General features: G+C 59.8%; 14 protein-coding genes. 1 reads left to right on the top strand and 13 read right to left on the bottom strand.

Translation table 11 applies throughout. The features are described from left to right. Window positions 1-47: 47 nt before the first annotated feature. The 13 genes from cyoD to O7A05_RS06315 form a co-directional block, all read right to left on the bottom strand. Window positions 48-443: a cytochrome o ubiquinol oxidase subunit IV gene (gene cyoD, locus O7A05_RS06375; RefSeq protein WP_337092138.1), complete on the bottom strand. Its 396-nt coding sequence runs from the start codon at window positions 441-443 to the stop codon at window positions 48-50. Continuing rightward, window positions 440-1072: a cytochrome o ubiquinol oxidase subunit III gene (gene cyoC, locus O7A05_RS06370; RefSeq protein WP_337092137.1), complete on the bottom strand. Its 633-nt coding sequence runs from the start codon at window positions 1070-1072 to the stop codon at window positions 440-442. Before cyoC ends, cyoD begins: the two co-directional genes overlap by 4 nt. After that, a complete protein-coding gene (cyoB, locus tag O7A05_RS06365; RefSeq protein WP_337092136.1) occupies window positions 1069-3057 on the bottom strand; it encodes a cytochrome o ubiquinol oxidase subunit I in 1989 nt (662 codons plus the stop codon). Before cyoB ends, cyoC begins: the two co-directional genes overlap by 4 nt. Beyond that, the gene (cyoA, locus tag O7A05_RS06360; RefSeq protein WP_337092135.1) at window positions 3054-3905 is read right to left on the bottom strand and encodes a ubiquinol oxidase subunit II; all 852 of its coding nucleotides are present in this window, start codon (window positions 3903-3905) and stop codon (window positions 3054-3056) included. Before cyoA ends, cyoB begins: the two co-directional genes overlap by 4 nt. 89 nt (window positions 3906-3994) lie before the next feature. Continuing rightward, the gene (poxB, locus tag O7A05_RS06355) at window positions 3995-5728 is read right to left on the bottom strand and encodes a ubiquinone-dependent pyruvate dehydrogenase (RefSeq protein WP_337092134.1); all 1734 of its coding nucleotides are present in this window, start codon (window positions 5726-5728) and stop codon (window positions 3995-3997) included. 292 nt (window positions 5729-6020) lie between these two features. Then, entirely contained in the window at window positions 6021-6950 is a 930-nt protein-coding gene (gene citG, locus O7A05_RS06350) for a triphosphoribosyl-dephospho-CoA synthase CitG (protein WP_337092133.1), read from the bottom strand. Continuing rightward, window positions 6922-7473: a citrate lyase holo-[acyl-carrier protein] synthase gene (citX, locus tag O7A05_RS06345; RefSeq protein ID WP_337092132.1), complete on the bottom strand. Its 552-nt coding sequence runs from the start codon at window positions 7471-7473 to the stop codon at window positions 6922-6924. Before citX ends, citG begins: the two co-directional genes overlap by 29 nt. 2 nt (window positions 7474-7475) lie before the next feature. Next, on the bottom strand, window positions 7476-8996 hold the full coding sequence (citF, locus tag O7A05_RS06340) for a citrate lyase subunit alpha (protein ID WP_337092131.1): 1521 nt from the start codon (window positions 8994-8996) through the stop codon (window positions 7476-7478). Between the two features lie 29 nt (window positions 8997-9025). Then, on the bottom strand, window positions 9026-9892 hold the full coding sequence (locus tag O7A05_RS06335) for an aldolase/citrate lyase family protein (RefSeq protein ID WP_337092130.1): 867 nt from the start codon (window positions 9890-9892) through the stop codon (window positions 9026-9028). Beyond that, window positions 9889-10179, bottom strand: a complete 291-nt coding sequence (gene citD, locus O7A05_RS06330; protein ID WP_337092129.1) for a citrate lyase acyl carrier protein — start codon at window positions 10177-10179, stop codon at window positions 9889-9891. Before citD ends, O7A05_RS06335 begins: the two co-directional genes overlap by 4 nt. Window positions 10180-10196: 17 nt before the next feature. Further along, a complete protein-coding gene (gene citC, locus O7A05_RS06325; protein WP_337092128.1) occupies window positions 10197-11180 on the bottom strand; it encodes a [citrate (pro-3S)-lyase] ligase in 984 nt (327 codons plus the stop codon). A gap of 77 nt (window positions 11181-11257) precedes the next feature. Next, a complete protein-coding gene (locus tag O7A05_RS06320) occupies window positions 11258-12205 on the bottom strand; it encodes an AEC family transporter (RefSeq protein ID WP_337092126.1) in 948 nt (315 codons plus the stop codon). Further along, the gene (locus O7A05_RS06315; protein WP_337092125.1) at window positions 12199-13233 is read right to left on the bottom strand and encodes an HpcH/HpaI aldolase/citrate lyase family protein; all 1035 of its coding nucleotides are present in this window, start codon (window positions 13231-13233) and stop codon (window positions 12199-12201) included. The genes O7A05_RS06320 and O7A05_RS06315 overlap by 7 nt, the downstream gene beginning before the upstream one ends. Before the next feature lie 711 nt (window positions 13234-13944). Here O7A05_RS06315 and hemA point away from each other — a divergent pair. Next, entirely contained in the window at window positions 13945-15159 is a 1215-nt protein-coding gene (gene hemA, locus O7A05_RS06310; protein WP_337092124.1) for a 5-aminolevulinate synthase, read from the top strand. Window positions 15160-15781: the final 622 nt, after the last annotated feature.

Here is a 15781-nt window from a genome sequence, read left to right as displayed (position 1 = left end):
GATAGGCTACGTGCAGCTCGCAGCTGGTCGGTGCAGCATGCGATAGTTCAGCGCTGCATGTGCAAGTCCATCAGTTCGAGCGGAGGCATCATGTTGTTGTTCAAGTTGGCCATGATCCACAGCGAGCCGGCGACGACGAGGATTACGATGAGTACGCCGAACGCAAGCGCCAGCACGTTATTCGTGTTGTCCGGCCCCGTAGTAATGTGCAGGAAGAACACCAGGTGAACTCCCATTTGAGCGATGCCAAGGACGGCGAGACCGAGGGGGATTCCGGGTGCCCAGAGCAGCGAGGTGTTGGCGACCCAGAAGGAGATGGACGTGAGGATCGCCGCGACGACCAATCCAATGGTGTAGACGAGCACACCGGCCGATGTCTTCTCTTCCTTCTCAGGGAAGACTGACCTGTCTCCGGGCGCGCGATCGAAACGTATTTCCGTCATGGCCGGACTCCCATCAGATAGACAACCGTGAACAGCCCAACCCAGATAATGTCGAGCGCATGCCAGAACAGGGAAAAGCACTGCAGCCGGCGCTCCACCGTGGGGCGAAAGCCCTTGACCGCTACCTGCGCCATCATCACCGACAGCCAGATCAGCCCCGCGCTGACGTGCAGCCCGTGACAGCCGACAAGGGTGAAGAATGCTGAAAGAAACGCGCTGCGTTGCGGGGTCGCTCCACGCGCGATCATACCGGTGAACTCGCTCAGCTCGAAAACGAGAAAAGCGACGCCCAGGGCGAATGTGAGCGCCGCAGTCAGATAAGTGGCTCCGCGCCGTCGTGAGCCGACTGCCAAGGACATCAATCCACATGTGTAGCTCGAGGCAAGAAGACAAGCGGTTTCGATCCCGACGCTGGCCTGATTGAATAGCTCGGCGCCTTTCGGACCGCCCGCAGTGGCGGTCGCGAGCACAGCGTAAGCGGCAAAGAGCGCTGCGAACATCACGACGTCGCTAAGGAGGAAGATCCAGAAACCGTAGGCAACGACGATCCGCTTCGGAGCCGGTCCGGCTTGGCTTGTGCTCGGCAGTGACGGGCGATCGCCTTCGCCAACAGCGACGGTGAGGTTCATACCACAAGCTCCAGCTGCTGCGCCCGATCAAACCGTGCAATCTGCTCGGCCGGTACTTCCGTTTCCTCGTCATTGCGAAAGGCGAAAAGGAGCACCGTCACGAACGCGCCGAACAGCCCCAGGCCGACCATCCACCAGATGTGCCAGATCAACGCGAAGCCGGTGACGACAGCAAAGAATGCGGTGACGAAGCCTGTCGCGCTGTTCTTCGGCACCTCGATCGGCTCGTACTTGCGCGGCCGCGCCGGTTGATCCTGATTTGCGGGCTTCCCTTCCTTGAGGGCCCAAAATGCGTCGGCCCCGTCGACATGCGGCAGGATTGCAAAGTTCCAGGCCGGTGGCGGCGAGGCAGTGGACCATTCAAGCGTGCGGCCGTTCCACGGGTCGCCCGTTGCGTCGCGCAGCTGCTCGCGGTTGCGGATCGAAACGATGAGCTGGATAATCTGGCAGACAATGCCCGCCAGAATGACGACAGCGCCGGCTGCCGCCACCAACAGCCAAGGCTGCCAGTTCAGATCGTCGTAATGCTGCATGCGTCGGGTCATGCCCATCAGCCCCAACGCATAAAGCGGCATGAATGCGATATAAAACCCCACCAGCCAGCACCAGAACGAGGCCTTACCCCAGCGTTCGTCGAGCTTGAAGCCGAACGCCTTTGGGAACCAATAATTGTAGCCTGCCATCGCCCCGAATACGGTGCCGCCAATGATCACGTTATGGAAATGCGCGACGAGGAAGAGGCTGTTGTGCAGCTGAAAATCGGCGGGGGGCACGGCCATCAATACGCCGGTCATGCCGCCGATGACGAACGTCACCATGAAACCGATAGTCCATAGCACAGGCACCGTGAATCGGATGCGCCCGCCCCACATGGTGAACAGCCAGTTGAAGATTTTGACGCCCGTCGGCACTGCGATGATCATGGTCATGACCCCGAAGAAGCCGTTGACGTCTGCGCTGGCGCCCATCGTGAAGAAGTGATGCAGCCATACCAGGAAGGAGAGGACGCAGATCGCCATGGTAGCCGCCACCATCGAACGGTAGCCGAACAGCGGCTTGCCTGAAAAAGTCGCGATAACTTCCGAAAAGACGCCGAACACCGGCAGGATGAGGATGTAGACTTCCGGGTGACCCCACACCCAGAACAGATTGACATACATCATCGGGTTGCCCTGCCCACCGACCGTGAAGAAATGAAAGCCAAGATAGCGGTCGAGCAGGAGCATCGCGAAGGTCGCGGTCAGAACCGGAAATGCCGCGACAATGAGCAGGTTCGCCGCAAGCGACGTCCAGCAGAAAACCGGCATGCGCATGTAACCCATTCCCGGAGCGCGCATCTTGAGAATTGTGGTGACGAAATTTATTCCCGTCAGCAACGTGCCGATGCCGGAGATCTGCAGCGCCCAAAGATAGTAGTCGACACCGACGCCGGGCGAGAACTGCAGCTCGCTGAGCGGCGGATAAGCGACCCACCCTGTCTTGGCAAACTCGCCGACCACCAGGGAGATGTTGATCAACAGAACGCCTGAAGCCGTCAGCCAGAAGCTAACAGAATTCAACGTCGGGAAGGCCACATCGCGGACACCGAGCTGCAGTGGCAAGACAAAGTTCATAACGCCGATTACGAGCGGCATGGCCACGAAGAAGATCATTATGGTGCCGTGCGCCGAGAAGATCTGGTCGAAATGCTCCGGCGGCAAATATCCTTGCGCGCCGCCAGCCGCGACCGCTTGCTGCCCCCGCATCATGATTGCATCGGAGAATCCGCGGAGCAGCATGACCAGCGCCAGCAGGAAGTACATGACTCCTATACGCTTGTGGTCAACGGATGTGATCCACTCACGCCACAGGTAAGGCCAATGCCCCTTCACTGTGACCCAGGAGAGGACGACCAGCATGGCTAACCCCATGACCGCAGATGCGCCCATGACGATCGGCTGGTCGAACGGGATCGCGTCCCAGCTGAGCTTGCCAAGAACATTCATTTTTGGGTCCTTTGTTCAACCGCCTGGGAGAGACGCGATTGATCATCAGGCTGTAGTCTGGTGCCCAAGATGCTTTTGAACAGGTTGGGAGCGACCTTGCGATAGCTGAAAGGCGCAACCGCTATGCTGGGCTTGGCGAGATCGGCATACGCCTGTGTGTCGAGCACCGGACCAATATTGCGGGTTGCGGTCACCCATTGCTCAAAGTGGTCGGCTGGCACCGCCTCAACGTTGAAGCGCATATCCGCAAAGCCATCGCCGCTGAACTGGGCCGACAGCCCTCGGTACGTTCCAGGATGGTCGGCCTGAAGGTGAAGACGCGTCGTCATCCCTGCCATCGTGTAGATCTGGCCGCCCAGTTGCGGTACGAAGAAGCTGTTCATGACGCCCGACGAGGTCAGCTCAAAGCTGACCGGCGTGCCGACCGGGATTGTCAGCTGATTGACGCTCGCAATGCCTTGATCCGGGTAGATGAACAGCCATTTCCAGTCGAGCGAGACGACCTGAATAGTGACGGGTTTTATCGTGTCGGCAATTGGCTTGCCCGGGTCGAGATCGTGTGAGCCGATCCAGGCCACTCCGCCAACCAGCAGCACAGTCATGGCTGGAATCGACCAAACCAGCATCTCAAGACGACCGGAATATCTGAAATCCGGCAGGTAGCGGGCTCGCGTATTCGAGTGGCGAAACCAGAACGCAACGCCGAGCGTGGCCAAGATCGTCGGGATCACGATGGCAAGCATGATGCCGAGCGAGTTAAACAGAATTTGCCGCTCACCGGAGGCGATCGGTCCTTTTGGATCGAGCACGCCCTCAGCACAGCCACTGAGTGTCGAGGCACCGATCAAAACAATAACCGATACGCGGTCTCGCTGACAAACCCATGAGGTCAGCCGAAGCCGGGAGCAGAGGCTGGTCCTAATCTCCATTACCGATCTCAGCGCAATACGTTGGTCTTTGCGAGGTCGATGACCTCGTCGCCTCGGCCGCTAATCACAGCCTTGACCATGTAGAGGGTAAACCCTTTCGCCATCTCCATGGTGATGGAAGGCGGTATTGCGAGCTCGGTCCGGTTGACCACAGCATCGATCAGAACCGGCCCGTCGTGGGCGAGGGCATCCGCGATTCCGTCGTCCACCTCCGCCGGATCCTCGAGCCTGATGCCCCGGATGCCGACAGCTTCGGCCATTGCGGCGAAGTTCGGATTCTTCAGCTCTGTGCCGAAATCGAGGAAGCCGGTGGATTTTTGCTCGAGTTCGATAAAGCCCAACGCGCCGTTGTTGAACACCACCACCTTCACGGGAAGGCGATGCTGCGCCAGCGTCAGAAAATCGCCCATCAACATAGCGAAGCCACCGTCGCCGGACAGCGAGATCACCTGCCGATCGGGAAATGCGGCCTGGGCACCGATCCCCTGCGCCATCGCATTCGCCATCGAGCCATGCCAGAAAGAGCCGAGCAGCCGCCGCTTGCCGTTCATGGTGAGGTAACGCGCGGCCCACACCGTCGGCAGACCGACGTCACAGGTAAAGACAGCGTCCTTACTGGCCTGGTCGCTGATCGCCTGAGCGATCTGCTGCGGATGAATGAGCCGCTTTCCGGGCGTGCCGATCGCGAGACCGTCGAGTGCCTTGCGCGTCCTGACGTAGTGCTGCCGTGCCTGGGTAAGGTGCGTATCGTCGCGTTTCTCCGTCAGCAGCGGCAGCAAAGCGGTGATGGTGGTACGGACGTCTCCCACAACGCCGAGGTCGACTGCAGCGCGACGGCCGATGTTCTCTGCCCGCAGATCGACCTGAGCAATGCGGGCGCCATCACCTTCCGGGTAGAATTGGCGGTAGGGGAAATCGGTCCCCAGCATGAGCAGCACGTCACAGGCGCGCATTGCATGGTAGCCGGAGGAGAAGCCGATCAACCCGGTCATGCCGACATCGTAGGGATTGTCCCACTCGACATGCTCCTTGCCGCGGAGCGCATGAACCATTGGCGCCTTGAGGCGCTCGCCTAGCGCCAGCAACTCGTCGTGGGCGCCCTGACATCCCGAGCCACATAAGATCGTCACACGGCCATCACCGTTGAGGAGCGCTGCCAAACGATCGAGGTCGTTCGGCGACGGCGTTACCATCGGCGCGGATGGGAGCAACCCGCCTAGTTTGACCGGCGCGTCGGCAGCGGCCTGCAGCGCGATGTCGCCGGGTAAAACGAGCACCGAAACGCCGCGCTTGCCGACGGCTTGGCGGATGGCGATCTCGAGAGCCCGTGGCATTTGGTTGGGCCCGGAGACCAACTCGCAATAGTGGCTGCATTCCTGGAAGAGCGCCTGTGGACGGGTCTCCTGAAAATAGCCGCTGCCGATTTCGCCCGAGGGGATCTGGGCGGCGATTCCAAGAACAGGGACGCGCGAGCGGTGACAATCGAACAGACCATTGATGAGGTGCAGGTTGCCGGGCCCGCAGCTTCCCGCACATACGGCGAGCTCGCCCGTCAGATGCGCCTCGGCGCCGGCGGCAAAAGCGGCAACTTCTTCGTGCCGGACGTGGATCCACTCGATCTTGCCTTGTTGTCGGATGGCGTCGGTCAGACCGTTCAGGCTATCCCCGACGATGCCGAAAATGCGTTTGACACCCGCGGCGGCGAGGATTTCCGCGAATTGATCCGCCACCGTTTTTGCCATTTGGATTTCCTTACCTGACGCGTTCCGGCCGTAGCAGCGGCTCCAGCCTGCTGCCGTCTCAGTGCCGGATCTCCTATCGTCGATCGGCGAGGGCCCAACATTAGTGGACGCGATGACCCGCTGGCTTCGTCGTTCTTGCCGCGCCTGTGACGATGTTGCGCTAACTGAAACAAGCTAGCCAGGACGCGCCTTGCCCCTGCAGCATCTTCAATTCAATGCTAAATGGGTCGAGACCAAGACCCGCCGCGCATGCCTATCTCGATGGTGTCAGACGCAGGATCTCGAGAGGGAGTCAGATCCGCGCGTCTTCGTGCACAGCGGGAAACTGCGCGATGAACCATGTGAGGCCTAGCAGATCTGCGGTGCCTCCTGGGCTGAGATGGCGCCTGATCAGCGCGTCATCGAAGGCTACCATTTTCGCAGCACCATCCGGTGCCAAGGCGCCGCCCGCCTGCAGAAGCTTTGTGGCGTATGTGCGGACGTAGCCAAGGCCAGCAAGACCGCCTCGGGAAACGAGGTTGGTATCGTCGTTGACGGCCAGCAGATGTAATAGCGCCTGTAGGAGCGCCACTTCTTCGCTTACGCCGTCGAACCGTAAGCCGGCGTACACTGGCAACGCCGTCGTGCGCACTGTCGCGAAACCAGACGCTGCCTCTCCTCTGGCACCGGGGAAGCCGAAGCGACGGAACGCCCTTTCACCCGCCGTACCCGCCTCCAGTGTGCCCCTAAGCTCCCGATCAACGAGTCCGGAGCAAATGCCTGCCACCTCGGCGCACATGCTCTCTCGAGTCAAATCGAACCCATTCGTCAAAAGCCGACCGGCGGCGAAACAGAGCAAGCCGAAGGAAAATATGGCGCCCTTATGCGTGTTAATGCCGTGTGTCGCCTGCAGCATCGCTTGTTCGCACTGGAGTCCGATGGGCCGCACCAGCGGCAGCGAGAGACAAGCAGCGATTCCAGCGGATTCATGGCCCATCTCCAGGAAGCGCGGCCACCAGGGAGCAATAGCCCGCGCACTCGCCAGGAACGTATTTATGTCCATGTCGTAGTGAGCGCCGCAATTGCGCGCGTCAACCAGCCCGGGCTTGGGGGTGAGCATCACCTCTGTGAGCAATGCCCTGTTGACATAGTCCGCAATCGCGGCAGCGCCAATTGTCTGTTGCGCTTTGTCCTGCGAAGCGCGCCACAGCCTGCTATATGGCTGTCCGTAGATCATATTCATGGACGATCTTTCTCAACGTGCTCAACAGCTCTTCCAGCGGGTGCCTGCGCGAGCGGCCGCAGACGTGCGCCGGCTGTGGGCAGACGAGGCAGGGGCGCGGAGGAAAGCCGAGGCTTCGGCGGGATAGTGAGCCCGTCCCGGGAGCGATGACATCCAGATCCCACAGGCGCCCGATGGGGTGGCGGTCTTCAAGCTCGATGGCAGCCGATTTGAGGGTCCATGCGTCCGTGTCAATGACGTAGAGCGCCTCCGGGCCGGTCTCCTGCCACAAGGCTTCGTGCGACAGGACGCTCCAGCCCCGCCTGAACGCGACGTCATCCAATTCTCGAAGCCCTTGGGCCATCAAACGTCGCGGTAGTTGGCCATCCTTGATCGGACCGGGGATCACGAGCGTCACTGAAATTAAAGGTCTGCCGAATCGCGCGAGAGCAACGGCTTGGCGCGCAACCCGCTGCTCCCTTGCGACCAGCATCTGCTCGAGGCTGATACTGGTCTCACCGATCATTTCGGCATGGGAATCCATGATCAGCCCTTCACCTGCCGCACGACATCGATGACGCTGCCGTCGCGATAACGGACAACGCCGACGATGCGGTCGGTGAATTCGAGCGGTTCGGGCTCCCCGGTCAGTGTCACCGCCCGCTGGTGCAACTCTTCGATTGTCATGACCGGCAACCGGGCTTCGCGCAGGCGCTGTTCGACTTCGGGACGGTTCCGGTTTACCGCGATGCCCTGATCCGTGACGACAACATCGACCGATTCACCAGGAGTCAGCCTTGTCGTGACGCGTCGAACAATTGTGGGAATCCGGCTGCGCACCAAAGGGGCCACAATGATGGTCAAGTCGGCCGCCGCTGCCACGTCGCAATGCCCGCCAGATGCGCCTCGCATGACGCCGTCGGAACCGGTGATCACGTTGACGTTGAAATCAAGATCGATCTCCAAAGCACTTAAAATTACTATGTTCACGCGGTCGACGTATGCCGCCTTGGAGGTGGGATTCGCATATTCGTTTGCCGAGATCTCCAGATGTCCGCTTGAGGTACGCAGCGACTCCGCGGCATCCTGGTCGAATGACTGCACATCCACGACGGTCTTGATCAGACCCTTCTTGTGCAGATCCGCAATGCCACCAGTAACGCCGCCCAACGCGAAGCTTGCTTTGATTCCCCTGCGCGTCATGCGCTCCTCCAGGAAGCGGGTAGCAGCGGTGGCCGCCGCTCCCGAACCGGTTTGCATTGAGAAGCCATCAACGAAATAACCCGAGTGCTCGATCACGTCCGTTGCATTCCGGGCAATCAGCAATTCGCGTGCATTGTTCGTGACCCGCGCGGCGCCTGCGCTGATCTTCGACGGGTCACCGACTTCGTCGAGCTTGACGATCCAGTCGACGCGATCCTGCGAAATGCTGGCCGGGTGGTTCGGGAAGTCGACCACTTCTTCTGTCAACACTACGACCTGGCGAGCGAATTGCGCATCGACCTTCGCGTAGCCAAGCGAACCGCAATTCAGCCTGCCATGAGTTCCATTGGCGTTTCCGAACTCGTCGCAACAGGCTACTGCCAGGAAAGCCACGTCGATTTGCAACTCTCCCGTCTGCAGCAAGTGGACACGGCCGCCATGCGAGTGGACCTGTACGGGCCGCGCCATCAGGCCGTTCGAAATGGCTTCTGCGAGCTTGCCGCGCATGCCCGAAGTATAGATTTCAGTGATGACACCGCTCTTGACGTGGTCGACGAGAGGATCGTGGCAGCCGAGCAAGGAGCTCGACGCGAGCGTAAGGTTCTTGAAGCCGAGCCGCGCCAGAGTGTCGACGACCCTGTTGACGACTTTGTCGCCCTCTCGAAAGGCGTGATGGAATGAGATGGTCATCCCATCCTTGAGCCCCGATCGCTCGATGGCTTCCTCAAGCGATCGGCAAAGTTTGCGGTGCAATTTCGTATCGACGGCATCGAGATAAGGGGTCTGGGCCGTCGCTCCCGTGAAAGGCTGCGACTGGCCAAGTACGGAATCCGGCGATTGCAGTGGCGTGAGCGAACTGGTCATAAGTGTCGTCCTCAATCGAAGTGTTTGTTTCAGGCCGCTTCGGCAAGCTGCAATGTCATTTCAGCCTCTTTGAGCACTGGTGGGTCAATCATCTTGCCATCGAGTGAGACGACCCCCATTCCTTTGCGGAGCGCTTCCTCTGCCGCTGCAATCACGCGTCTGGCGTGATCGACTTCGTCCTGCGTCGGCGCGTATGTTCTATGAAGAAGGTAAACTTGCTTCGGGTGAATCAGCGACTTTCCGTTGAAGCCGAGCTGCTTGGCGATTTTGACCTCGCGCATGAAACCCTCGTCATCGTTCACATTGCCATAGACGACATCGAAGGCGTCGATATGCGCCGCTCGCGCGGCGTGCAGGACCGCAGCTCGTGCATAGAACAGCTCGGGCTGCCAGTCGTCGCTGCGGTGCGTATGCATGTCGACGAGGTAGTCGAACCCGGCCATGGCGATCGCAATCATCCGCGGCGACGCACTTGCGATCGCCATGGCGTTGACAACGCCCGAGGCGGATTCGATCGCTGCCATCAGCTTTGTGTCTCCGACAGGGCGTCCGCACGCGATTTCGATCCGTGTCACGTGTGTCTCGAGCTCATGGATCGCCTCTGGGCTTTCTGTCTTGGGTAGCCGCACCACGTTGGCGCCCCCTCTGATGGCGGCCTCTAGATCTTTCCTGCCGAACTCCGTGCTGAGGCTGTTGATGCGCACGACGGTCTCGATATCCCGATACACGGGGTGCTGGAGCGCCTGAAAGACGAGCAACCGCGCCGAATCCTTCTCACGTGGTGAAACCGCGTCTTCGAGATCGAACATGATCGAATCGGGTTTGTAGATGAATGAGGTGCTCAGCATCGCGGCATTGTCGCCGGGGACGAAGAGCATGCTGCGACGCAATTTCATGACAGCCTCCGCCAATCCAGGTCCTCGGACCCGGAGCCACGCAACGTCGCGGCCTGAACCCGTGCCCGGATGACACAATCCAGCGCGCCCTTGTCTTCGATCACCACGGATCCGGCCTTGACAGAAAGCTGATCCAGGGTCTCGGCAACGACACGCGCGATCTGCTTGCCGAACTGCTTGAATACTTCGCTCTTGATCACGATTTCGCGTGTATCGCTTGGCGCAACCTTGACCAGCAGATCACTAGATTCCAGCGTGCCGGCTATAGCTTCTTTGACAATCTTCATTGAATTTCGACCTTTCATCATGCCCCTTGCACAATTTGCGGATAGTCTTGCTCCAAAAACTTCATGGTTGTCGCTGGCACCAGTTCCTCGATAGCCTTAAAATTCCGGTGCGCGAGCAATCTTCGGACCTCGGTCGCGGAGACCGGGGTCCCATGGATCGATATTCTGGGCACCTCGATCACCTTGATCGGTGGAGCCGGCGAGGCTGGTTGCTGCAGCCACTGTCTCATCTCAGTGTTGTAGCTGTTCGTCACCAGGTCGAACGGCTCAGTGCCCACGTAGCGCTGGGTGATGCCAAGGGCCGGTGCGATGTATTCCCGGAACAGAAGTAGATCGATAGCGGCCCAGCTATGATCGACGAGCGCTTTATCCTTCAGAAAGTAGCCCGGGAAGGTGGCGCGCGAGATTATGTAGTCGGAGCCCTGATGCAGCGTCAGGTTGTCGATATCCTTTACGCCCGCCGCAACGAGGGCGAAGCGATCGGCATAGGAGATAGACGATGCATCTTCCCTGACGAGGAAGAGATGGATCCAGTCGCAAGCGGCCGCCGCCTGCTCAACCAGATAGCGATGGCCAAGCGTGAATGGGTTCGCGTTCAGGACGATGCCGCCGATCGTGACGCCCGGCTGACGTTGCTCACGTAACCTGTCGCAATATCTTTGAATTGCAACCGTACTATTCTCCATCAGCACGATCTGCCGGGGAACCTCGACCAGGGGGTAGAAGCCCCAGCCGCGGAATAAGGTTTGGTTATGCGGTGGGGAGTAGAGGAAGAGGTGGAATTGCCCTCTCTCTGCCGCCAGGCTGACGACTTCGCTGCCCAGCCGCAGGCTGAGCGCCTCACCGCGTAGATGCTCGGCGACAGCGACACACTTTATTGTGCAGTGGTCAAGACCCGCGCAGGCGACGACGGTCCCTTGGTGTCGGCAGACAACGAAAATCTCGATTTGGCTGTCCAGCTCCAGATTATTGGCAGCCAGGAGCCGCTTTACATCCTCCATCTCGTGCGGCGCCTCGTGGGGCCGCACACTATGAAAATGATAGAGATCACCTGGGGCGTTCACAGCTGACCCCCCTCTCACGATATCATCAGATGTTGTGTCGCTACGATCATGAGCGGGATCGTTGCGAAGGCGAGCACCCTCGTTGCGAGAATGGTGGTCGAGGATTCTGACTCGAGAACATGGTGCTCTTCGGCGAACATGGTTGTGATGACCGCCGAAGGCAGTGCCGCGAGCAGGATTGCCTCCCGCGCGACGACGCCGGTAATCCCCAATGCCAGGACGGCCGCGAACATCGCGACGGGATGAACGAGGTTCTTGACCAGGCAGTCGATGGCCACTGCCTTTGTTAGCTCCACCTTTTCCTCGGCGATGATGAGCCCGGCAAGAAAAAGAGAAATCCCCGTTGTGGAATTGCCTATGAGTTTAAGCGAGTCGATGGCGAATGCGGGGATGTGCAAGTCAAGGAGCATCAGCACGATGCCGATGAATGGGACCCAGACTCTCGGCTCACGTATCGCTTTCACCAGCGTGATGAAGAATCTACGAGCCCCCGCGCTCTTGCCGCTGTTGGAGCCAATTTCGAGGAGCACGGTGGTGAGCGGAACGATGATCAGCGATGGGACCAGGTTCGCGATGAGAATTGGGTAGAGGCTTGAAGGGCCGAATAACTGCCCGAGGACCGGAACGCCCATGAACACCATATCGGGGAAGGCGAGAAGGCTCGCCCTCAGTGTAGACGTGCGCAAGTCGTAGCGAAGGACAAACAGGCTGCCGAGCAGGATGGCGAGGTAGGGAACCGTAAGCCCCACCACGAACAGCAACGGTATCCTGTAGTCCATGAGGTCTGAGCGGGGCGTCTGTAAGATTCCGGCCAGAAGCAGAGGCGGCAGGAGCCAGGTCAGCACGAGCCGGGTCAGCATCGCCCGGTCGGTGCCTCCGAAGAACTTCAGGCGCGCCGCGCGATATCCGAGAAAGATTACAAAGGCAACGGGCACAAGCGTCACGGCGATGGTGTTTAACATGCCGGCGCACCTGAGCTGCTGCGCAGTCGGTCCGTGATAGTCAGCACCCGCATCGCCTCCCGGATCATTGCCGGTTCCACGACGTGACCGTTCAAGACGGGCAGGTCAGTACCGGCCGCCGTGCTAGCGGCGATGACCGAACGAGCATTGGCTACGGCCTCCGGTGGTGGTGTGAAGACGGCGTCAATCGCGGCCAGCTGCTCTGAATGCAGAGCTGCCTTGCCAGTCATGCCGAGCCTGCGACTCGCTACCGCGTCGCGGTGAAGGCCCTCATGGTCGCGCTTGAAGTACGGCGCGTCGATCGCGGCGATCCCGGTTGTGGCTGCGGCCGCCACCGCCTGAGATCGTGCAAACAGCAGGTTCTCCCAAGAACCTTCGGCTCCCAGGTCGGCCGCCAGGTCGCCGCCGCCGAGGAAGAGCCCGCAGACGCGTCTATGGGCTTCTGCCATCAGATTGGCAACGAAGACTGCTCGTGCAAGTTCGACCATCGGGATGATGCCGATAGTGGATTGCGAGCGGTCCAGTATGTCCGCCACCATCCGGACTTCATCCGCGGACCGGCATTTTGGGATGATGATTGCGTCCGGACAGCTTCCTGCTTCGTGGAGGGCGAGCAGGTCACGAAGTCCTTCCGCCGACCGTGGACTGTTGATGCGCAGAATGCGTACAAAGTCCGTGTCGATTGGCTGGCGCAAGAACGCCAGCGCAGCCTCACGCGCCCGCTGCTTGTCCACGGGGGCGACGGTGGACTCGAGATCGACGATGAGAGCGTCGCCGCCAGGGCTACCAGCCATCGAGAAGAGATCGGGGCGGGAGGCAGGTGTGAGTAGAAAGCTGCGGCATGCACGGAGCCTGGTGCTAAACGAATTAAGCTCGGGGGTTTGGAGCAGGTTAGGATCGTGCGGCGCACTTTGCTCTGTACCAGTGCTCGCTGGCCCGTTGCTCCGGGATGTACTATCGCTCCAGCTTACCCTGGTCCTCTCGCCCCCTTTTTCAGTTGCAGAATTGGACTTTTTAACCGCTGTCATATCGTCACCATTCCGCAAATGGAGGCTCCCAATGCTACGGTCGCTTCCAAAGTGAGTTCGTTCGGACGAGAGAAAGCTACCCGCTGCGGCTTGGGATGACTTGCGCAGTCTTGCCGTGAGTGGTGTGCCTTTGCGCTATTGGTCGAAGACGATCCCCGAAGACTGTCCGACAAGTTCGAGCCGGCGGAGAAGCAGCGCGTCACGTTTAATGGTTTGGCCCATCGGATCATCCTCCTCTTGTCATTTTTCGTTCCCCGGCATCGATCCGGAGGGCCTTTCGAAAGCCGAAACCAATCGGGCCAACGCACCGGCGTGCGATCGGAACTGTTCCTCTGTCGTCTCGACGTGGCTCTTGAGAAGGTCCGAGATGTCGACACGCGTCCTTCGTTCAGTAGGGCAACCTGCGCGACTTACATTTCGGTCAGGTAACGGGTCGTGAGTGAAGCCCGGCCTGCTCGTCAGAATGATGCTCAGGCGATCATCGACAACGATCCGGCCTAATCGTTTCAGGGCAAGATCGGGCAAGGCGCCGCAACACCGACAAAGCGCGCAAGCATCACTTAGGCAATAGTGACTCTTGAGAACCCCGCCAAGACATCACGCGACTTTGTGGGGCCGGCATCGGCACGCCCTTCGATTCTCCTATTCTAGACGGTCGCGCCGTGCTGACCGATAGAAAGCCGGAGTCCAAGCGGGCGCCGAGGAGCATGCATGGATATTGAAGCATTTTTCGCCGCGAAGCTCGATAGCCTTCACAACGAAGGACGCTATCGGGTCTTTGCCGATCTGGAGCGCAGAAAGGGCGACTTTCCGCGGGCGATCCGGTATGCCAATGGCACTCGCAGCGAGGTGACGGTCTGGTGCTCGAACGACTATCTGGGCATGGGCCAGCATCCGCCGGTGATCGCCGCCATGCATGAAGCGCTCGACCGTTGCGGCGCGGGCGCGGGCGGCACGCGCAACATTTCCGGCACCAACCACTATCACGTGCTGCTCGAGCATGAGCTTGCCGACCTGCACGGCAAGCAGGCAGCGCTGCTGTTCACCTCGGGCTATGTCTCGAACTGGACCACGCTCGGCACGCTGGGCGCTCACCTTCCGGGTGCCGTTATCTTTTCCGATCAGAACAACCATGCCTCGATAATTGAGGGCATCCGCCATTCGAAGGTGGAGAAGCGTATCTGGAGGCATAACGACCCGAAGGACCTTGACCGGCTACTGTCGGAATATGGCCGCGAGGCACCGAAGATCGTCGCCTTTGAGAGCGTCTACTCCATGGATGGCGACATTGCGCCGATCAAGGAGATATGCGACGTCGCCGACAAGCATGGCGCCCTGACCTATCTCGACGAGGTGCACGCGGTCGGCATGTATGGGCCGCGCGGTGGCGGTTTAGCCGAACGTGAGGGGCTGATGGACCGCATTACCATCATAGAGGGGACGCTCGGCAAGGCTTTCGGCGTGGTCGGCGGGTATATCGCAGGCTCGGCCGCGCTCTGCGACTTCATCCGCAGCTTTGCTTCTGGACTCATCTTCACGACCTCGCTGCCGCCGCATGTCGCGGCGGGAGCGCTTGCGGCCGTACGTCATCTCAAGGGGAGCAATGCGGAGCGTGAGCTGCATCGCGACCGGGTCGCCAGCGTGCGCGGTCGTCTGGAGAGAATCGGGATCCCGTATCTGCCGAACCTCAGCCACATCGTGCCGGTGATGGTGGGCGACCCCGTGAAATGCAAATGGATCAGCGATACCATGCTGGATAGCTATCGCATTTACGTCCAGCCGATCAATTACCCCACGGTGCCCAGGAAAAGTGAGCGGCTTCGGATCACGCCGTCGCCCCTGCACTCCGACGCCGATATTGACCATCTGGTCGGCGCACTCTCCGACCTCTGGTCACGATGTGCATTGGCGCGGGCCGTCGCCTGACGGCTGCGATTGCAGAATTCAAGGACGTCACGGTGCAACGGCGCCTGTGGAGGCTCGAGAGTTTACAGGCGTGGCCAGGGAGCCGTGACTCCGTATGCCAGGACTCCTCAATGGTAGCCCCTAATGGCGAATTTTGCCGTCCTGCAATCACATCGTCCGGTTCGATGTCGGCTTTGCGACCAGGAACTGCGTTGGCCGGGCGTGTCAAGAAATGAGAATCATACGTAAGCGTCAAATTCGACAAACCCAGACCTTATTGTCGTCCACTTGCGTACAATTGAGCGGCTGACGAGCAGGGAGGTAAGTTTTGGATATCTGCAAGAGTCCGAAGGTCTCCCGAAATGATCCTAAAATATCCTGTGCTCTCTCCACGCGGCCTGCTTTCGGTCGGCCTTAAGCAAACGTGGCCAGGAAGCTTCCAACTTCGACGTAAGAATTGCGGATTCAGGATAACGCTCTCTCATGCCGCATTTCCTGAAGTGATTATGCTCCGGGTAAGCGATGATGAGTTGCTGCGCGAGCCAGAGGCGATCGTCAGGGGGTTGGTGCGAACGGCCTGGAGGCTTTTTTGGATTTTGTTAGACCGGGCTATACCGCAGCAAGGCGGCAGCTACATTAATGA

The organism is Mesorhizobium argentiipisi (SeqCode) (genome assembly GCF_037179585.1).
Classification (GTDB): Bacteria; Pseudomonadota; Alphaproteobacteria; order Rhizobiales; family Rhizobiaceae; genus Mesorhizobium; species Mesorhizobium argentiipisi.
The sequence above is the reverse complement of the archived record's forward strand: the minus strand, read 5'-3'. Positions and strand labels throughout refer to the sequence as shown.

What these genes read in the sequence shown, in the direction of transcription:
- cyoD (WP_337092138.1), bottom strand. Translation starts at nt 443, where the DNA reads ATGACGGAAATACGTTTCGATCGCGCGCCCGGAGACAGGTCAGTCTTC.
- cyoC (WP_337092137.1), bottom strand. Translation starts at nt 1,072, where the DNA reads ATGAACCTCACCGTCGCTGTTGGCGAAGGCGATCGCCCGTCACTGCCG.
- cyoB (WP_337092136.1), bottom strand. Translation starts at nt 3,057, where the DNA reads ATGAATGTTCTTGGCAAGCTCAGCTGGGACGCGATCCCGTTCGACCAG.
- poxB (WP_337092134.1), bottom strand. Translation starts at nt 5,728, where the DNA reads ATGGCAAAAACGGTGGCGGATCAATTCGCGGAAATCCTCGCCGCCGCG.
- citG (WP_337092133.1), bottom strand. Translation starts at nt 6,950, where the DNA reads ATGAATATGATCTACGGACAGCCATATAGCAGGCTGTGGCGCGCTTCG.
- citX (WP_337092132.1), bottom strand. Translation starts at nt 7,473, where the DNA reads ATGGATTCCCATGCCGAAATGATCGGTGAGACCAGTATCAGCCTCGAG.
- citF (WP_337092131.1), bottom strand. Translation starts at nt 8,996, where the DNA reads ATGACCAGTTCGCTCACGCCACTGCAATCGCCGGATTCCGTACTTGGC.
- O7A05_RS06335 (WP_337092130.1), bottom strand. Translation starts at nt 9,892, where the DNA reads ATGAAATTGCGTCGCAGCATGCTCTTCGTCCCCGGCGACAATGCCGCG.
- citD (WP_337092129.1), bottom strand. Translation starts at nt 10,179, where the DNA reads ATGAAGATTGTCAAAGAAGCTATAGCCGGCACGCTGGAATCTAGTGAT.
- citC (WP_337092128.1), bottom strand. Translation starts at nt 11,180, where the DNA reads ATGGAGGATGTAAAGCGGCTCCTGGCTGCCAATAATCTGGAGCTGGAC.
- O7A05_RS06320 (WP_337092126.1), bottom strand. Translation starts at nt 12,205, where the DNA reads ATGTTAAACACCATCGCCGTGACGCTTGTGCCCGTTGCCTTTGTAATC.
- O7A05_RS06315 (WP_337092125.1), bottom strand. Translation starts at nt 13,233, where the DNA reads ATGACAGCGGTTAAAAAGTCCAATTCTGCAACTGAAAAAGGGGGCGAG.
- hemA (WP_337092124.1), top strand. Translation starts at nt 13,945, where the DNA reads ATGGATATTGAAGCATTTTTCGCCGCGAAGCTCGATAGCCTTCACAAC.